Below are 20,042 nucleotides of genomic sequence, written 5' to 3'. Positions count from 1 at the left end.
CTCCCCCGTCTTGCTGCCCCCCGTTTCTCTGCCCGCCCGATCCGCCGTCCCGCCCGGGCGCTGCTGTTGTCGCTGACAGCCCTTGCCGGTCCGGCATTCGCTCAGGACGCGTCCGAACCCTTCGTGCTGGACGAAATCGTTCTGGTCACCTCGGCCTCGTCGATCGCCACGACCATTCAGGACGCGCCCGCCTCGATCACCGTCATAGACCAGTCGGCCATCGAGGCCAGCGGCGCGCGCAATCTGAACGACGTGCTGCGCACCGTGCCGGGCCTGAACCTGACGCGCGGCAATGACGGCACCTCCGGCGTCTCGTTCCGGGGCCTGTCCAGCAGCCGCACCCTGACGCTGATCGATGGCAAGCGGGTCAGCACCCGCAACACCTTTGCGCGCCATTATCAGGGCGACCTGCAGATCGTGCCGCTGGACGCCATCGAACGGATCGAGGTCGTGCGCGGCCCGATGTCCACGCTTTACGGATCCGATGCGATGGGCGGGGTGATCAACATCATCACCAAGAAATCCAGCGACGTCTGGTCCGGATCGGTCACCACCGATTTCGGGATCGGCGATGCGAACACGACCGCCGACAGCCGCTCGATCTCGGCCTATCTGTCTGGGCCGCTTGGCGAAAACCTGAATCTGGCGGCCTGGGCCAAGCTGGCCCAGACCGACACGCCCGACGCGCCCTATGCCATCTCATCCGTGCGCGGGGTCGATACGCCGCTTTACGCCTCGAACGGGGTGCGCACCCGGACGCTTGGCGCCCGCCTGACATGGACGCCGGACGACGCGATGGAATGGGGGGTCGAGGCGCAGAGTTCGGTCGACGATTATCTGGCCCCCGACAATGGCCCGGATGAAAACGAGGTGACCAAGCACAGCCTTGCCCTGACCCATGAATGGGACCTGGGGGCGGGGCAGCTGTCCAGCTATCTGCGCCATGAAACCTCGGGCAACAAGACGCGCAACGGCGACACGGGGGGCTGGAACCCGGCCATCGATTACGACACCACGGTGCTGGAATCGCGCTTTACCAGCCAGACGGCTTTGGGCGAACGCCATGTCGATTATACCCTTGGCGGCCTGATCTCGCATGAGAAGCTGAACGATCCCAACACCACGGCGGGCGCGCTGATCGAAGGTTCGGCCACGACTGCCGCGCTTTACGGCGAAGCCCGGATCGAGCTGAACCCCGATCTGTCGCTGACCGGCGGTCTGCGCGTCGATCACCACGAGGATTTCGGCACCAATGTGACGCCGCGCCTTTACGCCAATTACCGCCTCAGCGATGCGCTGATGCTCAAGGCCGGATATTCGCAGGCCTTCGTCGCCCCCGATCTGCGCAACCTGAACCCGAACTATCAGATGGGGTCGCGCGGGAATGGCTGCAAACCCTATCAGGGCCCCTGCACCATCATCGGCAATCCCGATCTTCAACCCGAAACCTCGGACAATTACGAGATCGGCCTGAACTATCAGGGCAACCGCACCAGCTGGGAGGTGACGGCCTTTTACAACGATGTCGACAACATGCTCAGCGCCCGGCGCACGGGCCTGACCACGCCCGAAGGCACGCCGATCTTCCAGCGCGACAATTTCGACTATGGCAAGACCGCCGGGATCGAGGCGGGGTTCGAGACCGCGCTGACCGACGATCTGATCTGGTCCACCTCGGCCACCCATATCGCCAAGTCGGAATTCAAGTATGGCGATTTCGACACCGCCTATCCGATGGCCACCACGCCCGAATGGAACGTCACCACGGGGCTGGCCTGGCAGGCCGCAGCCCGGCTGAACCTGTCGGGTCAAATCACCTATGTCGGCAAGCAGGCGGGCTATGTGATCGAGGACGGGCTGGTCGTGGGCGGTGACGAACAGGCCTCGGTCCCGGCGGGCCAGAACAGTGACGCCTATTATCTGGTGGATGTCGCGGCGGCATATGACCTGTCGGACAGCGCGACGCTGAACCTCGGCATCGACAATCTTTTTGACCGGCAGCCGGATGCGGATGTCGATTACCGCGAGGATGGCCGCCTGTTCAAGATCGGCCTGACCACCCGCTTCTGACACGGACGGGCGGCAAGTCGCGCAGGACGTGGACATTGCCGCCCGCACACCCCCAAATGGGCGGACCGAAACCAAGGCCGGAGCCGCCCATGACCCATTGCATCCTGATAGGCGCCCCCGTGGACGAGGGGCAGCGCCGCCCCGGCTGTCTGATGGGCCCAGCCGCCTATCGCACCGCCGGTCTGGCCGCCACGCTGACAGCCCTTGGCCACAGTGTCGAGGATCGGGGCGACGTGACCCCCGCGCCCCCGGGCACCGAACGTTGCGCCAACCCGGCGGTTCATCACCTGCCCGAAACCATCGCCTGGACCCGGGCCCTGACGGAGGCCACCCGCGCCGCCCTGCCCCATGGCATGCCCATCATCATGGGCGGCGACCATTCGCTGGCCTTGGGCACCGTCGCGGGCGTCGCCGCCCATGCGCAGGCGCAGGGCCGGGCGCAATTCGTCATCTGGCTGGACGCGCATAGCGATTTCCACACCGTCGCCAGCACCACCTCGGGCAATCTGCATGGCACGCCCATGGCCTATGCCAGCGGTCTGCCCGGCTTCGATCCCTTCCCGCCCTTCCCCGCCCCGATCCCCGGCGAAAACATCTGCATGTTCGGCATCCGCAGCGTCGATCCCGCCGAACTGGCGCTGATGCAACCGACCGAGATCACCGTGAACGACATGCGCGTGCTTGACGAACAGGGCATCGTGGCGCCCTTGCGCGCCTTCCTCGACCGGGTCCGCGCCGCGGACGGGCTGCTGCATGTCAGTCTGGACGTGGATTTCCTCGACCCCTCGATCGCGCCCGCCGTCGGCACCACCGTCCCCGGCGGCGCCACCTTCCGCGAGGCGCATCTGGTCATGGAACTGCTGCACGAATCGAACCTCGTGACCTCGCTGGACCTCGTCGAACTGAACCCCTTCCTCGACGAACGGGGCCGCACCGCGAAACTGATGGTCGATCTGGTCGGCAGCCTGATGGGCCGCAAGGTCTTCGACCGTCCTACCCGCAGCTACGGATAAGGGCGGACCCACCGGCCCGCCCCTTTCACTCTGAAACCACCGGGACAATAACGCCGCCCCTTCTTCTTCATAAAAATATCCCGCGGGGGTCCGGGGGCGCGAAGCCCCCGGCTGCCTCACCAGACCTTGGCTTCGCGGTCATAGAACCGCTGCCCCGCCGCCTTCACGAAAGCTGCCGGATCCAGCTTGGTGACGCCCGCATCGGGCACCACGCCCGCCGCCGCCAGCAGCTTGGCCGAGGCATCATCCGCCCCGATCGCCTTGAGATGCGCGAAGGCATCCGAGACGAAATCCACCGCCGGCTTGAATTTGGCCATTCTGGCCGCATCCTCGGCGCCCAGAACCAGCGCCACGGCGTCGAACAGGACCGAGGGCGATCCGGCCAGCTGCGCCTCGGCGCGACCGCGTTCCTTGGCGATCAGGACGACCGATCCGCCATCGGCCTCGACCGCGGCCTTCAGCGCGTCGACCTTGGCCGCATCACCGCCTTCGCCGACCAGAATGCCGACCTTGCGGCCCGACAGCGTGTGCTTGGCGCGCTTCATGATCGACAGCGCGTCCGAGGGCGCCATGTCGATGGGTTCGCGCATCGGGGTGGCGGCATCGGGCAGATCCTCGGCCAGACCTTCGGCCACGGTTTCGGCCAGATCCTCGTCGATGACCCGCAGATGGCCCAGCACGCGCTGGATCACATGGCCCAGACCCACCTTGGACAGCTCGAAGGTGATCGCGTCCGCGATATGGGTCTGCTCGGTCTCGGTCTGGCTGCGATAGAACAGCCGCGCCTGACTGTAGTGGTCGCCGAACAGCTCGGCCCGCACGCGCAGCTTTTCGTCAGGCTGGTTGCCCAGTTCGGTCATGGATGCGACCGTCGCAAAGCCCTGTTCGCTGGCGCGGGGACCGGGATCCTCGCCGACCTCATGCAGGCTGTTGGGCTCGTAATTGGCGCGTCCCTTGGGAACGGCCATCTGCATCATCCCGTCGCGCTGGAAATTGTGCATCGGGCATTTCGGCGCATTGATCGGGATCTGATGGAAATTCGTCGTCCCAAGCCGCGATTTCTGCGTGTCCAGATAGCTGAACAGCCGCCCCTGCAGCAGCGGGTCGTCCGAAAAATCGATGCCGGGCACGATATTGGTGGGCAGGAAGGCCGCCTGTTCGGTCTCGGCAAAGAAATTGTCCGGATTGCGATCCAGCACCAGACGACCGATCACGCGGACGGGGATATCCTCTTCCGGGATCAGCTTGGTCGCGTCCAGCACGTCATAGGGCTGCTTGGCCGCCCATTCGGCGTCAAAAGTCTGGATGCCCAGATCCCATTCGGGGAAATCGCCAGCCTCGATGGCCTCCCACAGATCCTGCCGGTGGTAATCCTGATTGGCCCCGGCGGTCTTGACGGCCTCGTTCCAGACCTGACTTTGCAGGCCCAGCTTGGGCTTCCAGTGGAATTTGACAAAGGTCGATTTGCCTTGGGCATTCACCAGCCGGAAGGTGTGGACGCCAAAGCCCTCGATCATGCGCAGGCTGCGCGGGATGCCGCGATCCGACATCGCCCACATGACCATATGCATGGATTCGGGCATCAGCGACACGAAATCCCAGAACGTGTCATGCGCGCTGCCGGCCTGAGGATAGCCCTTGTCGGACTCCATCTTGACCGAATGGATCAGGTCGGGAAACTTGATCGCATCCTGAATGAAGAAGACAGGGATATTGTTGCCGACCAGATCCCAGTTGCCTTCCTCGGTATAGAACTTGACCGCGAATCCGCGCACGTCGCGGGGCGTGTCCACGCTGCCCGCGCCACCGGCGACGGTGGAAAAGCGCGTGAAGACCGGCACCCGGGCGCCGACCTTGGAAAACAGCCCCGCCCGGGTCAGTTCGGGAATCGCCTCGGTGCATTCGAAATAACCGTGCGCGCCCGAGCCGCGGGCATGGACGATCCGCTCCGGGATCCGCTCGTGGTCAAAATGGAAAATCTTTTCGCGCAGAACGAAATCTTCCAGCAAAGTCGGCCCGCGGGCCCCCGCCTTCAGGCTGTTCTGATTGTCGGAAATGGGAACACCGTGATTGGTGGTCAGGGCATCTCCGCCCGTCTGATGGGTTTCCCCACCCTTGCCGCGTGTCTCGCTGATATGGGCCATGACGACCTCCTGTTGCTGGCGCGTTGCCCCCCAACGGGGCGCTGGCCCGCAAGTTCCGGCTATGAATTGTTCATCGGCTTGCCCTGACGCGTCCGGCCTGCGATATGCAAAGGGTTGGTGATGCGGACGTGGCGAAATCGGTAGACGCAGCAGACTTTGACAATTGGAGTGCCCGTCGGGAAACCGGCGGTGCAGAACCGCTCAAATTCGGGGAAAGCTGTGGGTTCGCCCGTGCCGATCCCGAGCCAAGCCCCTGTTTTCGGGGGAAGGTGTAGAGACTAGACGGGCGGCGCCTAAACCCTTTTGCGGGGGCATGGCGAAGGGATAGTCCAGACCACGAACGGGGCCCTGCCCCGGCGGCGAAAGTCGAAGTGGTACGAAAATCTGTTTTCTTCGGAAGTGCGGGTTCAAGTCCCGCCGTCCGCACCAACACCCCCTTGGGCGTCTCAGCGACGCCCGCCCGACAGCTGCGCGGCCTGCGGCAGGGCGCGCAGGCGCAGCATCGCCCAGACCCCCAGCACCGGGCCGGGCAACAGCGCCAGAAACACCCACCGCCAGCTGCCCAGAAGATCCGCAACCTGCGGCAGCAGCCAGATCGCCACCACCGTCAGCGCAAAGCCGAACGCCAGCTGCAGGGTCAGCGCGGTGCCCACAAGGTGCGGGTCCGACAGTTCGGACACGGCGGCCGAAAATTGCGCGCTGTCGCCGACGATGCTGATCCCCCAGACCAGCGCGATCAGGCCCAGCAGCCATGCCGGGCCGCCCCATGCCAGCCCGATCAGCCCCGCGCAGGCCCCCGAGACCGCCATCATCCCCGCCGTGGTCAGGCAGCGCCCGATGCGGTCCGACAGCCAACCGCCAAGCGCGCAGCCCAAAAGCCCGCTGGCGATCACCACGAATGTCAGGATCGAGGCATCGCCCAAGGGCAGCGCCCCCGCCTGCCCCGCCGCCAGCGCATAGGCCAGAAACCATGCCCACATGGCGTAAAGCTCCCACATGTGGCCCAGATAGCCCCATGTCGCCAGACGCAGGGGTTTGTCGCGCAGCACGCGCAGGGTCTGGCGCGGATCGAACCGGGCGCGGGCAAAGCCGTGCGGACCCTCGGTCACCGCGCCCGCAAAGATCGCGGCCGAGATCAGCGCCCCAAGGCTGGCGCCCGCGACCACCCATCGCCAGTCCAGATCGCCCCCCAGACCCCGCAGCAGATGCGGCAGGGCCGAGCCAAGCGTCAGTGCGCCGACCAGCAGCCCCATCGCCAGCCCCCGGCCCGCGACGAACCATGTCGCCATCAGCTTCAGCGCCGGGGGATAGACCCCCGCCAGCGCCACGCCCGTCGCCAGCCGCGCCAGCAGCAGGCCGCCAAAGCCCGGTTCCAGCAGCACGCAGGCATTGGCCATCGCCGCCAGCAGGGCGGCGATGGTGATCAGCCGCGTCACCGGCATGATATCGGGCAGATTGACCACCGAGGCCGCCAGCGCGCCCAGCACAAAGCCGATCTGAACCGCATTGGTCAGCCATGCCGCCTGCGATCCCGACAGATCCCAGTGCCCGGCCAGATCGGGACCGATGGCGGTGGTGGAAAACCAGCAGGCCATGGCGCCGATGACGCCGGCGCAGATCAGCGCCAGCGCCCTCCAGCGGCCCGTGGCGGGCTGGGTCAGGTCTCGACCTGCTGCGGCTCGCGCGGGGGGCGGCCGATGATGTCGCGCAGGGCGTCCAGCTCGATGAAATTGTCGGCCTGCCGGCGCAGATCATCGGCGATCATCGGCGGCTGGCTGCGGATGGTCGAGACGACCGACACCCGCACCCCCTGCCGCTGCAGAGCCGCCACCAGCGGACGGAAATCGCCATCGCCCGAAAACAGCACCGCATGATCCAGATGCGGCGCCAACTCCATCGCGTCGACGGCCAGTTCGATATCCATGTTGCCCTTGATCTTGCGGCGACCCAGAGCATCGGTGTATTCGCGCGCCGGTTTGGTGACGACGCAGAACCCATTGTAATGCAGCCAGTCCACCAGCGGGCGGATCGGCGAATATTCATCGCCTTCGATCAGGGCGGTATAGTAATAGGCGCGGGTCAGCTTGCCGCGACGGTCGAATTCCTGTCGAAGCAGCTTATAGTCTATGTCGAACCCCAGAGATCTGGCCGCCGCATAAAGATTGGCCCCGTCTATGAAGATCGCCAATCGGTCGTCTTTGTAAAACATCGGTGTTGCCTTTGGTGAAAGGGCTCTGCGGTGCGGCTGCGGATCAGGGTGAGGGGCCTGAAGCGCGTCGGACCATGATGAGAACCTGTAGGAAATGAGGGAAGCGTGGTTAACCTGTCTTTTGGTATCGTTGCTTTGGGGGCCAACCTGCCCCTGTCGCAGCAGGATCCGGTATCGACCCTGCATTCGATCAGCAGCATTCTGCATACCGCACCGGGCATTTCAATCATGTCGATCAGCCGCATCTGGCGAACCCCCGCCGTCCCGGCAGGATCGGGGCCGGATTACGCCAATGCGGTTGCGCTGATAGAAACCGAACTGTCTTCTTTGGAACTTTTGGCGCTGCTGCATCGGATCGAAGCAGATCATGGCCGCGATCGCAGCGGGGATCGCTGGTCGGCGCGGGTGCTGGATCTGGACCTGATCGCGCTGGACGATCTGGTTCTGCCGGATGCGGACCACCTGCGGGACTGGATGGCGCTGCCCCCCGACCTGCAGCAGGTCCGCACGCCCGACCGGCTGATCCTGCCGCATCCGCGCCTGCAGGACCGCGCCTTCGTGCTGGCCCCTCTGGCCGAGATCGCGCCGGGCTGGTGCCACCCGCTGACCGGGCGCAGCGTCGCGCAGATGCTGGCCGATCTGGGACCACAGGCGCTGGACGGAATGACCCCTGTCGCATGGGGGGAACGGCCCGGTGCGGCTTGACAAGCGGCCCGATGCCGGTCAGGTGTCCTTTTTCGCCCCGAATGTCCGATTCGCAACTGCACAGGTAGATCCATGGCCCGCGTAACGGTTGAAGACTGCGTCGACAAAGTTCCCAACCGCTTTGACCTGGTGATGCTCGCCTCGCATCGCGCCCGCGAGATCACGGCCGGCTCTGCGCCGACCGTGGACCGCGACAATGACAAGAACCCGGTGGTCGCCCTGCGCGAAATCGCCGAAGAAACCCAGCCCGTCGATGATCTGCGCGAGCGGATGATCGAATCGACCCAGACCCAGATCGAGGTCGACGAGCCCGAAGAGGACGCCATGGCCCTGCTGCTGGGCGCCGAGGTGGACCGTCCCAAGCCCGCCGACGAGGAATCCGAGGAACGGATGCTGCGCATGATGCTGGAAGCCAACCAGCGCGCCTGATACGGTCCTGACATGCACGACAAAAGGTCTTCGGCAGCATCATGATTGACGTCGAAGACCTTCTGGCATTGGTCCGGAATTACAACCCGCGCAGCAATGCCGCCCTGATCCGCGACGCCTATGAATATGGCATGCGGATGCACGAGGGGCAGTTCCGCCATTCGGGCGAACCCTATTTCACCCATCCCATCGCCGTCGCCGCCATCCTGACCGAGATGCGGCTGGATGACGCGACCATCGTCACTGCCCTGCTGCACGATACGATCGAGGATACGCGGTCCACCAAGGACGAGGTCACGGCGATGTTTTCCGCCGAGATCGCCGAGCTGGTGGACGGGGTCACCAAGCTGACCAATCTGGAACTGTCCAGCGCCCAGTCCAAGCAGGCCGAGAATTTCCGCAAGCTGTTCATGGCCATGTCGCGCGACATGCGGGTCATTCTGGTCAAGCTGGCCGACCGGCTGCACAACATGCGCACGATCCGGTCGATGCGCCCCGAAAAGCAGGTCCGCAAAGCACGCGAGACGATGGACATCTATGCCCCGCTGGCGGGGCGGATGGGCATGCAATGGATGCGCGAAGAGCTGGAGGATCTGGCCTTCAAGGTCATCAACCCCGAGGCGCGCAGCTCCATCATCCGGCGTTTCGTCAGCCTGCAGCGCGAAAGCGGCGACATCATCGGCAAGATCACCGCCGATATCCGCACCGAGCTGGAAAAAGAGGGGATCGAGGCCGATGTCTTTGGCCGCGCCAAAAAGCCCTTCAGCGTCTGGCGCAAGATGCAGGAAAAGCAGCTGGCCTTTTCACGCCTGTCCGACATCTATGGGTTCCGCATCATCACCCGGTCGGAAATGGACAGCTATCGCGCGCTTGGGGTGATCCATCACCGCTGGCGCGCTGTGCCGGGCCGGTTCAAGGATTACATCAGCCAGCCGAAATCGAACGGCTATCGGTCCATCCATACCACCGTGTCGGGCCGCGATGGCAAGCTGGTCGAGGTGCAGATCCGCACCCGTCAGATGCACGAGGTCGCCGAGGCGGGCGTGGCCGCGCATTGGGCCTATCGCGACGGGGTGCGCACCCGGAACCCGTTCGCCGTCGATCCCGCCGAATGGATCGCCCAGCTGACCGACCGTTTCGACACCGAGGATCACAACGAATTCCTCGAACATGTCAAAATGGAGATGTATCAGGATCAGGTCTTCTGTTTCACCCCCAAGGGCGATGTGATGCAGATGCCGCGCGGCGCGACGCCCATCGATTTCGCCTATGCGATCCACACGAGGCTGGGCAATTCCTGCGTCGGCGCCAAGATCGACGGCATTCGCGTGCCGCTGTGGACCCGGCTGAAGAACGGCCAGTCGGTGGACATCATCGCAGCCTCGGGGCAGCGCCCGCAGGCGACGTGGCTGGACATCGTGGTCACGGGCCGCGCCAAGGCCGCGATCCGGCGCAGCTTGCGCGAGGAGGACCGCGACCGCTTCATGCGGCTTGGACGCGAGCTGGTGCGGGTCAGTTTCGAACATGTGGGCCGCAAGGTCACCGACAAGGCGCTGCGCACGGCGGCCCGGCAGATGGGCATCCCCTCGGCCGAAGAATTGCTGGCCCGGATCGGCAGCGCCGAAAATTCGGCCAAAGAGGTTCTGGGCATCCTGTATCCTGAACTGGTCGATCACCATGACGAGATCGACGGCCAGCGCCCCTTTGCCGGGCTGGAGGCGGATGCGAATTTCAAGCGTGCGCCCTGTTGCAACCCGCTGCCCGGCGAACGGATCATCGGCATCACCTATCGTGGCGCGGGCGTGGTCATTCATGCCATCGATTGCCCGGTTCTGGCCGAATTCGAAGAGAGCCCCGACCGGTGGGTCGATCTGCAATGGCGCGAGGGTCGCCACCCGGCGGCCTATTCGACCGTGCTCAATCTGACGATCCGGCATGATGCCGGGGTGCTGGGACGCATCTGCACCTTGATCGGGGCGCAAGGGGCGAATATCTCCAACCTCGAGTTCATTGCGCGCAAGCCCGACTTTTACCGTATCGAGGTCGAGGTCGAATTGCGCGATCATGAACATCTGCACAACCTGCTGACCGCGCTTGAGGCGGAAAGCGATGTGGCGCAGGTCTCGCGCGTGCGCGACCCGGCGCTGAAACCTTAAGGCGGCACAGACGCAGCCTTTGACGGATCGGACGATCTTCGTGTTCAAACGCCGCAAACCTCGCAGCTATGGCCAGATCGCCAGCGACATGATCTATCCGCGCGGCGGCTGGCGGCGGGCCGGGGCCTATGTGGCCCATCGGCTGCGTCGCCTGCCCGATCAGCCGCATCGCATCGCCCGCGGCGTGGCGGCAGGCATCATGGTGAATTTCACGCCGCTGTTCGGGTTTCATTTCCTGTCGGCGGCGGCGGTGGCCTGGATCATCCGCGGCAATATCCTGGCCGCCCTGCTGGCGACATTCGTCGGCAATCCGGTGACGCTGCCGTTTATCGCGCTGATCTCGGTCGGTCTGGGACGCGAGATCCTGGGGCTGGAGGGCGATCTGTCGCCGCAATTCATCTTTCACGAATTCTCCAAGGCCACCGGAGAGCTGTGGCACAATGCCCGCGCCATCTTTGGCCATGGCGAGATGCATTGGTACAATCTGGGCGATTTCGCGACCCAGGTCTTTTGGCCCTATATGGTGGGCGGAATCATTCTGGGCACCGTGGCGGGGATCATCACGCATTATCTGACGGTGCCGATCTTTCTGGCCTATCAGCGACGGCGCGAAAAGAAGATGGCCGACCGGATCGCCCGCGCCTCGGCACTGGCGGCGGAAAGAGCGGCGGCGCGCGGCGCGACCCTGTCCGGCGCCGAGGGGGGCGCTGCCCCCCGTCCTGCGGACTCCCCCCGGGATATTTAGGGACCGTTGCAGGGGGCCTTTCTTTGCGGGTCAGTATCCGCGGGCGCGGTCGACCAGATGGCGGACGGGCTGGCCCGCCATGGCGCGGCGCAGGTTGTCGGCCGCGACCGGGGCAGCGGTGGCGGGGCGCGTCTCGGCGGCGATATGGGGGGTGACGGTGATGCCGGGATGGGCCCAGAAGGGGTGATCGGCGGGCAAGGGCTCGGCCCGGAAGACATCCAGAACGGCATGGGCGGGGCGGCCCTGATCCAGCGCCCTCAGCAGGGCCTGATCGTCGATCAGGGTGCCGCGACCGGGGTTGATGATCCATGACCCCTTCGGCAGGCGCGACAGGCCGCGCGCGTCCAGAAGGTTGCGGGTGTCGGGCGTGTCGGGCAGCAGGCAGATCAGGATCTGGGTTGTGTCCAGCACCTGATCCAGCGCGGTGACCGGTTGCACGGTCACACCGGGCACGGGCCTGCCCGAGGCGCTGATGCCGGTGACGGAGAAGCCGATGGCGGTCAGCATGGCGGCGGTGGCGCGCCCCAACTCTCCCATCCCCAGAACGGTCACCGGGCGGGCGGGCGCCAGCGGCGGGATCTGACCGTGGCGCCAGACGCCGTCCTGCGCATAGCGGTCCATGCCCAGATGCGCGCGCATCGCCCAGCCCGTGCAATATTCGGCCATGCCCTGCGCCAGCCCCGGATCGACCATGCGTGCCAGAGGCTGGGTCAGGGTCGGGTTCGTCACGATCCGTTCGACCCCGGCCCAGAGGCTTTGGACCAGCCGGACATTGCGATAGGGGGTGAAATCGGTGATGTCGCCGCCCGGCGCATAGATGATCGCATCGAAGCGGGCCGGATCGCCGTCGCGCGACAGCCTCATTCCCGGCAGAGCGGCCTGCAGGGCGGGGGCCCATGCGTCCCATGCGCCCTCGCTGGCGGAAAAGCGGACGGTCAGCGGCAGATCAGGCATGGCGGGGTCGGGCATGTGGAGGTCACCTTGGTCTGTGGACATGGGCGGATTGCACCAGGCCAAAGCCCAGCATCAGGATCATCAGCGAGGTGCCGCCATAGCTGACCAGCGGCAGCGGCGATCCCTTGGCGGGCAACAGCCCCATGACCGTCGCCATATTGATGGCGAAATACAAAAAGAACGCCCCCGAGATGCCGATGGTGATCAGGCTGGCAAAGCGGTCGCGATTGGTCAGCGCGGAATAAAGGCAAAAGCCCAGGATCAGCATATACAGCGCCAGCAGGGACGAGGCGCCGATGAAGCCGAATTCCTCGGACAGGACGGTAAAGATGAAATCGGTGTGCTTTTCAGGCAGGAAATTCAGCCGCGATTGCGTGCCCTGCATGAAGCCCCGCCCCGACATTCCGCCCGAACCAAGCGCGATCTGGCTTTGGATGATGTTGTAGCCCGCACCCAAGGGGTCGGATGTCGGATCGAGGAAGGTGTCGATGCGCCGGAACTGATAGTCGCGCAGCAATTGCCAGTCGGTGCCCCGGCTGCGCAGCACCGCCACGACCAGACCCACGGCGGCGGCGATCACCACGCCGAAATACCACAGCGACACCCCTGCCGCGAACATCACCACCCCGCCGCCCGCGACCAGCATGATCGAGGTGCCCAGATCGGGCTGGATCAGCACCAGCGCGGTCGGCGCCAGAATCAGCAGCACCGGCAGGATCACCCACAAGGGCCGCGACACCCGGTCCAGCGGCAGCCAGTCGTAATAGGCCGCCAGCAGCAGAACCAGCGCGATCTTCATCAGCTCGGACGGTTGCAGGCGGATTGGGCCGAAGTCGATCCAGCGCTGCGCGCCCATGCCGATGGTGCCGAACAGATCCACCGCGATCAGCAGCAGAAAGCAGACCGCATAGGCCGCGACCGAGATCCCGCGCCAGAACCACATCGGCACGAAGGCCAGCCCCAGCATCAGGACCATGCCGATGGCAAAACGGACCATCTGGGGTTCCGCCCAGGTGTCCATCCGACCACCGGCCACCGAATACAGCATCAGAAACCCGATGCAGGCCACTGCCGTGATCAAAAGGACCAGCGGCCAGTTGATATACAGGATCTTGCGAAAACCGGTCGGAACCTGGGCTGTCTGATAATCCAGATAGGACATGGCTCAGGCCCTGCTGCGGCCGGGGCGCGGAGCCTCGGGGGTGTACAACTGCATGGCCTGATGACGTTCTTCCATCGCGTCGCGCTGGTCCGAGGGGACGGCGTCCAGCGGCGGCACCCCGCCATTCAGCGCAAACAGCAGGATGTCGCGGGCAACGGGCGCCGCCACCGCCGAGCCGCCGCCGCCATGTTCCACAACCAGCGAAACGGCGTATTTCGGCGCGTCGTAGGGGGCATAGGCCACAAACAGCGCATGGTCGCGCCGAGCCCAGGGCAACTGGTCGTTCGAGATGACGCCGCGCGCGCGTTCGGCCACGGTGATGTTGCGCACCTGACTGGTGCCGGTCTTGCCCGCCATGCGCCAATCCTCGCGCAGGATGCGGGCGCGCCGCGCGGTGCCGCGGGCGCTGTTCATCACCGCATCCATCCCCAACCGCGCGACGCGCAGCGAGCTTTCGGAAATGTCCAGCACGGCTGCCTCGGGGACCGGTTGGCGGACCCCGTCGATGGATCGGATCAGCTGCGGCGCGATTGCCCGCCCCGAGGCGATCCGCGCCGTCATCACCGCCAGCTGCAAGGGCGAGGCCAGCACATAGCCCTGCCCGATCGAGGCGTTCAGGCTGTCGCCCACCTGCCAGCTTTCGCCATAACGTGCCTGTTTCCATGCGCGGTCGGGCGCGATGCCTTCGGCCACTGCCGACATGGGCAGATCGTGGCGCACGCCCAGACCCAGCTTGCGGGCCATGATCGCGATGCGGTCGATGCCCACCCGCTGCGCCAGTTCATAGAAATAGACGTCGCAGCTTTCTTCCAAGCTTTTGATCGCATTGACCGATCCATGCCCGCCCCGGCTCCAGCAGTGAAAGCGGCGGTTGCCAAGGGTGGTATAGCCGGGGCAATAGAAATTGGTTCCCGCGTCGATCACGCCGGACTCCAGCCCGGCCATCAGCGTGACCATCTTGAAGGTCGAGCCGGGGGGATAGACGCCCTGCACGGTCTTGTCGGCCAGCGGGCGATGGTCGTGATCCATCAGCGCGCGGTATTCGGGACTGCTGATCCCGCGCACGAATTTGTTTGGATCAAAGCTGGGCGACGAACAGATCGAGACCAGATCGCCGGTCTGGCAATCCATCACCACGGCGGCGGCGCTTTCAGAGCCCATCCGCTGCGCGGCATAGTTCTGCAGGGCCGCGTCCAGGGTCAGCTGGACGGTGGCGCCCTGTTCGCCCTGCTGGCGCGACAGCTGGCGCATCTCGCGGCCGGCGCTGTTCACCTCGACCCGGCGGGCGCCGGCCTTGCCGCGCAGCACCGTCTCCAGCCGGCCCTCGACGCCGATCTTGCCCAGCTGGAAATCCGGCAGGCGCAGCACCGGATCGGGATCCTCGATCCGCGACAGGTCGTAATCGCTGACCGGGCCGACATAGCCCATGACATGGGCGAAATCGCCCGCCCGCGGATAGGCCCGCGACAGGGCCGATTCGGGCGTCACGCCGGGCAGGGACGGCGCATTGACGGCGATGGCGCTGAACTGTTCCCAGCTCAGGCGGTCGGCCAGCACGATCGGGGTGATGGCGCTGCGGCGGGAAAATTCATCGACCAGCTCGGCGATGCGATCCTCGGTCGTGGGGATCAGATAGGACAGGCGGCGCAGGACGGGTTCGACATCGCCGCCCGCCTCTTCGCGGGTCAGGGTGACGCGGTAATTCTGTTCGTTGCCTGCGATGATGATGCCGTTGCGGTCCAGAATCAGCCCGCGCGAGGGCGGCAGCAGGCGGATCTTGATCGAATTGCCATCCGCCAGCGTGCGGTATTCCTCGGCATGATCCAGCTGCATCGACCGCATCTTCAGCGCCAGGGTGGTGACGGTGGCGATCTGGATGCCCGCCAGCATCAGCCCGCGCCGGGTGATCTGGCGGGTGCTGTCGATGATCTCGCGTTGGGATTTCTTCATGCCATCCGCCCTCGTGTCTATGTCGTCTCGCCATGCCCGCTGCGGCGCAGCCCGATCAGCCAGCGCGCCCCGAACACGACCAGCGGATAGGCCGCCACCGTCGCCAGATATTGCAGGATCACCTGACCAAGGGCCGCCACCGGCAGCATGAACAGGATCTGAGCCAGCCGGTATCCCAGCATCATCACCCCGATCAGGATACCCGTGCGCAGCCATTCAACCATGAATGGCTGGTCGCGCCAACGGGGCTCGCGCAGGCGTGCGGCCTCGGACCCGATCAGCACGATGGCGGCCCACAGGCCCAGAGGGCGCATCAGCAGCACATCCTCGATCAGCACGGCCAGCACGATGACGGGGGCGGCAAGCTGATCGGGGCGGCGCAGCACCCATGCAAAGATCAGCGCCAGCCCCAGATCGGGTCCGGGCCAGCCCATGATGCCTTCGGACAGAGGCAACAGGCGCAGGAACAAAAGCACCCAGACCGAGGCCAGAAAGGCGAGCGTTCCCAGCACGAAGCTGCGGCTTGGGGCCTGAATCACGGCGCGGTTCCCGGGTTCAGCGGATCGGTGGCGCGGGCCGCATCGACGGGCGATTGCGGCAGCTGCGGCCCGATGAATCCGGCCCGCCCGCCGCGAATCACCGCCTGACTGTCCACCACATCCTCGGCCGGGTGGGATCGCAGCACGCGCAGAAATTCCAGCCGTTCGTAATCGGCGGCCATGCGCAGGCGCAGGCGCCCGTCGCTGCCCTGCGCGACCTGTCCGACCAGCAGTCCCGGCGGGAACACCCCGCCATCGCCCGAACTGACCACCCGGTCGCCCGGTCGCACATTGTCGCCCTGTTCGACGAAATCCAGCAGCGGCAGGGGCGTGTTGTCGCCCGTCAGCAGCGCCCGTTCCCCGGTCGGCTGCACCGTCACCGGCAGGCGCGAGGAGGGATCGGTCATCAGCACGACCCGGCTGGTGCGCTGGCCCACGCCGGAAATCCGGCCCACCAGCCCCAGCCCGTCCATCGTGGCCCAACCCTCGACGATGCCGTCCTGCGCGCCCACGTTCAGCAGCACCGACTGACGAAAGGCCGAGCCGCTGTCGACCATCACCACGCCCGTGACGCTAGTCAGGGCCGGATCGATGCGGACATTGTTCTGGGCCAGCAGCTTGGAATTTTCCTGCTCCAGCTGGACGGCGGCCTCTTTCCAGGCGGACATGCGCTGCAATTCGCGGCGCAGTTCCTGATTTTGCTCATAAAGGCGGGCATAGCTTTGAAACCCCGCGACCATCTGCGTCAGCCGCGTCGCGGGCACCAGAGCCCATTCGAACCGTGGCACGATGCGGTCGATCATCGCGGTGCGCATCTGTTCGGCGCGGGGGCTGTCGATGCGCCAGAACAGGAACAGCCCAAGCAGCAGCAGCGCCAGAACAGCGATCAGCACGCGCCGGACGGGCGTGGCGAAATCTGGACCCTTCTGCGCCATTCAGCGCCTCCTGCCGTCAGGCCGGATCAGCTGTCATAGTCGATGACGTGCCGCAGCTGCTTTTCGAATTCCAGCGCCTTGCCGGTGCCAAGCGCCACGCAGCTCATCGGCTGGTCGGCCAGACTGATCGACAGGCCGGTCTGTTCGCGCAGCGCCAGATCCAGCTCGCCCAGCATGGCGCCGCCACCGGTCAGCATCACGCCCCGGTCGACGATATCGGCCGCCAGATCGGGCGGCGTCGCCTCCAGCGCGACCATCACGGCCTCGCAGATGGCCTGAACCGGCTCGGACAGCGCCTCGGCCACCATCGCCTGAGAAATTTCGATTTCCTTGGGAATGCCGTTCAGCAGATCGCGGCCGCGCACCATCAGCGTGGCACCCCGCCCGTCATCGGGCATCCGCGCGGTGCCGATGCTGGTCTTGATGCGTTCGGCGGTCGATTCGCCGATCAGCATGTTCTGATTGCGGCGCAGATAGTTGATGATCGCCTCGTCCATGCGGTCGCCGCCGATGCGGACGGACCGCGCATAAACCACGTCGCCCAGGGACAGCACTGCCACCTCGGTCGTGCCGCCGCCGATATCGACGACCATGCTGCCGGTCGGTTCGGTGATGGGCATGCCCGCGCCGATGGCCGCCGCGATCGGTTCCGCGATCAGGCCCGCTTTGCGCGCACCTGCCGACAGGACCGACTGGCGGATCGCGCGTTTTTCGACCGGCGTCGCGCCATGGGGCACACAGACGATGATCTTGGGCTTGGAAAAGGTCGTGCGCTTGAACACTTTCTTGATGAAATGCTTGATCATCTGTTCGGCGCTGTCGAAATCGGCGATGACGCCTTCGCGCATGGGCCGGATGGCCTCGATGGACCCGGGCGTGCGGCCCAGCATCAGTTTCGCATCCTCGCCCACGGCCAGAACGACGCGCTTGCCGTCCTTGACGTGATAGGCCACGACCGAGGGCTCGTTCAGGATGATGCCCTTGCCCTTGACATAGATCAGCGTGTTCGCCGTCCCAAGATCAATTGCGATGTCGGTCGAAAACAAACCGCCGAATGCCATGCCCTGTATCCTTTCGCGCCGGTTACCCCGGCCTGCCCTGTTCTGATGTCAGCCAAGGGGGCCTGGCCCCCGCCGCCCCTACAGGCGTGGCCCCGTATAGAGCCACGCCGCCCACCCGAAAAGCCCCGATGCGCGCCCGGCGCCGCGAAAGCGGCATCTTGCGCGTCCTGCGGGCGCCAGATCGGCCGCACTAAACCTGGGGGTTCAGTGCGAATACATGGTGATTTGCCGGGCATCGCTGTTCTGCCCGGTCATCGCGCGGCGCAGGATCAGCCGGTTCAGCGCCCCCACATAGGCCTTGACCGATGCCAGAATCGTGTCCGTGTCGGCGGCCTGACCGGTGACGATGCGGCCCTCTTCCTCCATCCGGACGCTGACGGTGGCCTGCGCGTCGGTGCCCTCGGTCACGGCATGGACCTGATACAGCAGCAGCCGCGCCTCGTGCGGAAAGATCTGGCGCACGGCGTTGAAGCAGGCATCGACCGGACCGTCGCCGGTCGTCTCGGCGCGCATTTCCTGACCGCCCACGGTCATGGTCAGATCGGCGGATTGCCCGTCGCTGCCGCAGATGACGCGCAGATGCGTGACCTGCAGATGATCTTCGGCAGTATTGGCGGCGGCGTCCAGCACCAGCGCGATGATGTCGTCGTCATAGACCTCTTTCTTGCGGTCGGCCAAAGCCTTGAAGCGCACGAAGATGTCCTTCAGCTGGTTGTCGCCCACCTCGTATCCCAGATCGGCCAGCTTGGCGCGCAGCGCGGCGCGGCCCGAATGCTTGCCCATGGCGATGTTGTTTTCGGTCAGGCCGATATCGGCGGGGCGCATGATCTCGAAAGTCTCGACGTTTTTCAGCACGCCATCCTGATGGATGCCCGATTCATGCAGAAAGGCGTTCTTGCCGACGATGGCCTTGTTGAACTGGACCGGAAACCCCGACACGGCGGCCACGCGGCGCGAGATGCCCATGATCTTGGTGGTGTCGATGCCTGTCTGATAGGGCAGGATGTCGTTCCTGACCCGCATCGCCATCACCACCTCTTCCAGGGCGGTGTTGCCGGCGCGTTCGCCAAGGCCGTTGATCGTACATTCGATCTGCCGCGCCCCCGCCTCGACGGCGGCCAAGCTGTTGGCGGTCGCCATGCCCAGATCGTTGTGGCAATGCGTCGCAAAGATGATGTCGTCCGCGCCCGGCACCCGTTCCAGCAGCATGCGGATCAGGGCGGCGGATTCGCGCGGCGCGGTGTAACCCACCGTGTCGGGGATGTTGATCGTGGTGGCACCCGCCTTGATGGCGATTTCGACCACCCGGCACAGGTAATCATGTTCCGTCCGCGTCGCGTCCATCGGCGACCATTGCACATTGTCGCACAGGTTGCGGGCATGGGTCACGGTCTGGTGGATGCGGTCTGCCATCTGGTCCATGTCCAGATTGGGGATCGCCCGGTGCAGCGGCGAGGTGCCGATGAAGGTGTGGATGCGGGGGCGTTTTGCGTGCTTCACCGCCTCCCAGCAGCGGTCGATATCGGGGATCTGGGCGCGGGCGAGGCCGCAGATCACGCTGGTCTTCGCCAGCCGGGCGATTTCGGACACGGCGGCGAAATCACCTTCCGAGGCGATGGGAAAGCCCGCCTCGATGATGTCCACGCCCATCTCGTCCAGCATCTGGGCGATTTCCAGCTTTTCGGCATGGGACATGGTGGCGCCGGGCGATTGTTCGCCGTCGCGCAGGGTGGTGTCGAAAATCACGACGCGGTTCTGATCGGTCATCTGTGCAGTCTTTCTTACGAGGCCGTGGGAAAAGGTTCTCCGGGCGCTGACCTGACTGAGCGGTGGCCCGGAAGACCCGCTCAGCGCAGCGTAAGAAGCAGCAGCAGCAGCAGACCACGGGACGGCACGGCCGGACGCGCGCCATGGGGCACGGTCGGGGCAACGGCAAAGGGCATCATCCGGGTCATGGGGCGAATATGCCT

Annotated in this window: 16 protein-coding genes; 6 read left to right on the top strand and 10 right to left on the bottom strand. The window is 65.3% G+C overall.

Annotated features, from left to right (window positions below; translation table 11 throughout):
- The coding region (locus EG885_RS13365; protein ID WP_341352763.1) for a TonB-dependent receptor plug domain-containing protein at positions 1-2,070 on the top strand (2,070 nt) is incomplete at its 5' end.
- 89 nt (positions 2,071-2,159) lie between these two features.
- Positions 2,160-3,083, top strand: a complete 924-nt coding sequence (rocF, locus tag EG885_RS13360) for an arginase (RefSeq protein WP_131575368.1) — start codon at positions 2,160-2,162, stop codon at positions 3,081-3,083.
- Between the two features lie 116 nt (positions 3,084-3,199).
- On the opposite strand, the gene EG885_RS13355 is transcribed toward rocF, so the two are convergent.
- The 3 genes from EG885_RS13355 to EG885_RS13345 form a co-directional block, all read right to left on the bottom strand.
- Positions 3,200-5,227, bottom strand: coding sequence for a catalase (locus tag EG885_RS13355; protein ID WP_131575366.1), 2,028 nt, complete (start codon positions 5,225-5,227; stop codon positions 3,200-3,202).
- Positions 5,228-5,673: 446 nt separating this feature from the next.
- Positions 5,674-6,846: an MFS transporter gene (locus EG885_RS13350; protein ID WP_278248482.1), complete on the bottom strand. Its 1,173-nt coding sequence runs from the start codon at positions 6,844-6,846 to the stop codon at positions 5,674-5,676.
- 38 nt (positions 6,847-6,884) lie between these two features.
- Positions 6,885-7,436: a LabA-like NYN domain-containing protein gene (locus EG885_RS13345; RefSeq protein ID WP_131575362.1), complete on the bottom strand. Its 552-nt coding sequence runs from the start codon at positions 7,434-7,436 to the stop codon at positions 6,885-6,887.
- 105 nt (positions 7,437-7,541) lie between these two features.
- Here EG885_RS13345 and folK point away from each other — a divergent pair, with 105 nt between their 5' ends.
- From folK to EG885_RS13325, 4 genes are all read left to right on the top strand, one after another.
- A complete protein-coding gene (gene folK / locus EG885_RS13340; RefSeq protein WP_131575360.1) occupies positions 7,542-8,141 on the top strand; it encodes a 2-amino-4-hydroxy-6-hydroxymethyldihydropteridine diphosphokinase in 600 nt (199 codons plus the stop codon).
- A gap of 72 nt (positions 8,142-8,213) precedes the next feature.
- A complete protein-coding gene (gene rpoZ, locus EG885_RS13335; RefSeq protein WP_131575358.1) occupies positions 8,214-8,570 on the top strand; it encodes a DNA-directed RNA polymerase subunit omega in 357 nt (118 codons plus the stop codon).
- Between the two features lie 41 nt (positions 8,571-8,611).
- Complete coding sequence (locus tag EG885_RS13330) at positions 8,612-10,726, top strand: RelA/SpoT family protein (RefSeq protein WP_131575356.1); 2,115 nt, start codon at positions 8,612-8,614, stop codon at positions 10,724-10,726.
- Between the two features lie 40 nt (positions 10,727-10,766).
- Positions 10,767-11,471 (top strand): DUF2062 domain-containing protein, encoded by a 705-nt coding sequence (locus EG885_RS13325; RefSeq protein ID WP_242679650.1) that lies wholly within the window; start codon positions 10,767-10,769, stop codon positions 11,469-11,471.
- A gap of 30 nt (positions 11,472-11,501) precedes the next feature.
- Here the strand turns inward: EG885_RS13325 and EG885_RS13320 are convergent, their stop codons facing one another.
- The 7 genes from EG885_RS13320 to EG885_RS13290 form a co-directional block, all read right to left on the bottom strand.
- Entirely contained in the window at positions 11,502-12,440 is a 939-nt protein-coding gene (locus EG885_RS13320) for a 2-hydroxyacid dehydrogenase (protein ID WP_242679649.1), read from the bottom strand.
- Positions 12,441-12,447: 7 nt separating this feature from the next.
- Positions 12,448-13,587: a rod shape-determining protein RodA gene (gene rodA / locus EG885_RS13315; protein WP_131575354.1), complete on the bottom strand. Its 1,140-nt coding sequence runs from the start codon at positions 13,585-13,587 to the stop codon at positions 12,448-12,450.
- Between the two features lie 3 nt (positions 13,588-13,590).
- Positions 13,591-15,537: a penicillin-binding protein 2 gene (mrdA, locus tag EG885_RS13310; RefSeq protein WP_131575352.1), complete on the bottom strand. Its 1,947-nt coding sequence runs from the start codon at positions 15,535-15,537 to the stop codon at positions 13,591-13,593.
- 17 nt (positions 15,538-15,554) lie between these two features.
- A complete protein-coding gene (locus EG885_RS13305) occupies positions 15,555-16,076 on the bottom strand; it encodes a rod shape-determining protein MreD (protein WP_131575349.1) in 522 nt (173 codons plus the stop codon).
- Positions 16,073-17,011, bottom strand: a complete 939-nt coding sequence (gene mreC / locus EG885_RS13300; protein ID WP_131575347.1) for a rod shape-determining protein MreC — start codon at positions 17,009-17,011, stop codon at positions 16,073-16,075. The genes EG885_RS13305 and mreC overlap by 4 nt, the downstream gene beginning before the upstream one ends.
- Positions 17,012-17,037: 26 nt before the next feature.
- Positions 17,038-18,072, bottom strand: coding sequence for a rod shape-determining protein (locus EG885_RS13295; RefSeq protein WP_045982734.1), 1,035 nt, complete (start codon positions 18,070-18,072; stop codon positions 17,038-17,040).
- Between the two features lie 204 nt (positions 18,073-18,276).
- Entirely contained in the window at positions 18,277-19,839 is a 1,563-nt protein-coding gene (locus tag EG885_RS13290) for a 2-isopropylmalate synthase (RefSeq protein ID WP_131575345.1), read from the bottom strand.
- Between the last annotated feature and the right edge of the window lie 203 nt (positions 19,840-20,042).

It is taken from the genome of Paracoccus nototheniae (assembly GCF_004335005.1).
Taxonomy (GTDB): Bacteria; Pseudomonadota; Alphaproteobacteria; order Rhodobacterales; family Rhodobacteraceae; genus Paracoccus; species Paracoccus nototheniae.
This window is presented reverse-complemented; position numbering and strand designations above follow the sequence as displayed.

Coding starts and splice junctions, on each gene's coding strand:
- EG885_RS13330 (WP_131575356.1), top strand. CDS start 8,612: ATGATTGACGTCGAAGACCTTCTGGCATTGGTCCGGAATTACAACCCG.
- rodA (WP_131575354.1), bottom strand. CDS start 13,587: ATGTCCTATCTGGATTATCAGACAGCCCAGGTTCCGACCGGTTTTCGC.
- EG885_RS13320 (WP_242679649.1), bottom strand. CDS start 12,440: ATGCCCGACCCCGCCATGCCTGATCTGCCGCTGACCGTCCGCTTTTCC.
- EG885_RS13290 (WP_131575345.1), bottom strand. CDS start 19,839: ATGACCGATCAGAACCGCGTCGTGATTTTCGACACCACCCTGCGCGAC.
- mrdA (WP_131575352.1), bottom strand. CDS start 15,537: ATGAAGAAATCCCAACGCGAGATCATCGACAGCACCCGCCAGATCACC.
- EG885_RS13345 (WP_131575362.1), bottom strand. CDS start 7,436: ATGTTTTACAAAGACGACCGATTGGCGATCTTCATAGACGGGGCCAAT.
- EG885_RS13295 (WP_045982734.1), bottom strand. CDS start 18,072: ATGGCATTCGGCGGTTTGTTTTCGACCGACATCGCAATTGATCTTGGG.
- EG885_RS13355 (WP_131575366.1), bottom strand. CDS start 5,227: ATGGCCCATATCAGCGAGACACGCGGCAAGGGTGGGGAAACCCATCAG.
- rocF (WP_131575368.1), top strand. CDS start 2,160: ATGACCCATTGCATCCTGATAGGCGCCCCCGTGGACGAGGGGCAGCGC.
- mreC (WP_131575347.1), bottom strand. CDS start 17,011: ATGGCGCAGAAGGGTCCAGATTTCGCCACGCCCGTCCGGCGCGTGCTG.
- rpoZ (WP_131575358.1), top strand. CDS start 8,214: ATGGCCCGCGTAACGGTTGAAGACTGCGTCGACAAAGTTCCCAACCGC.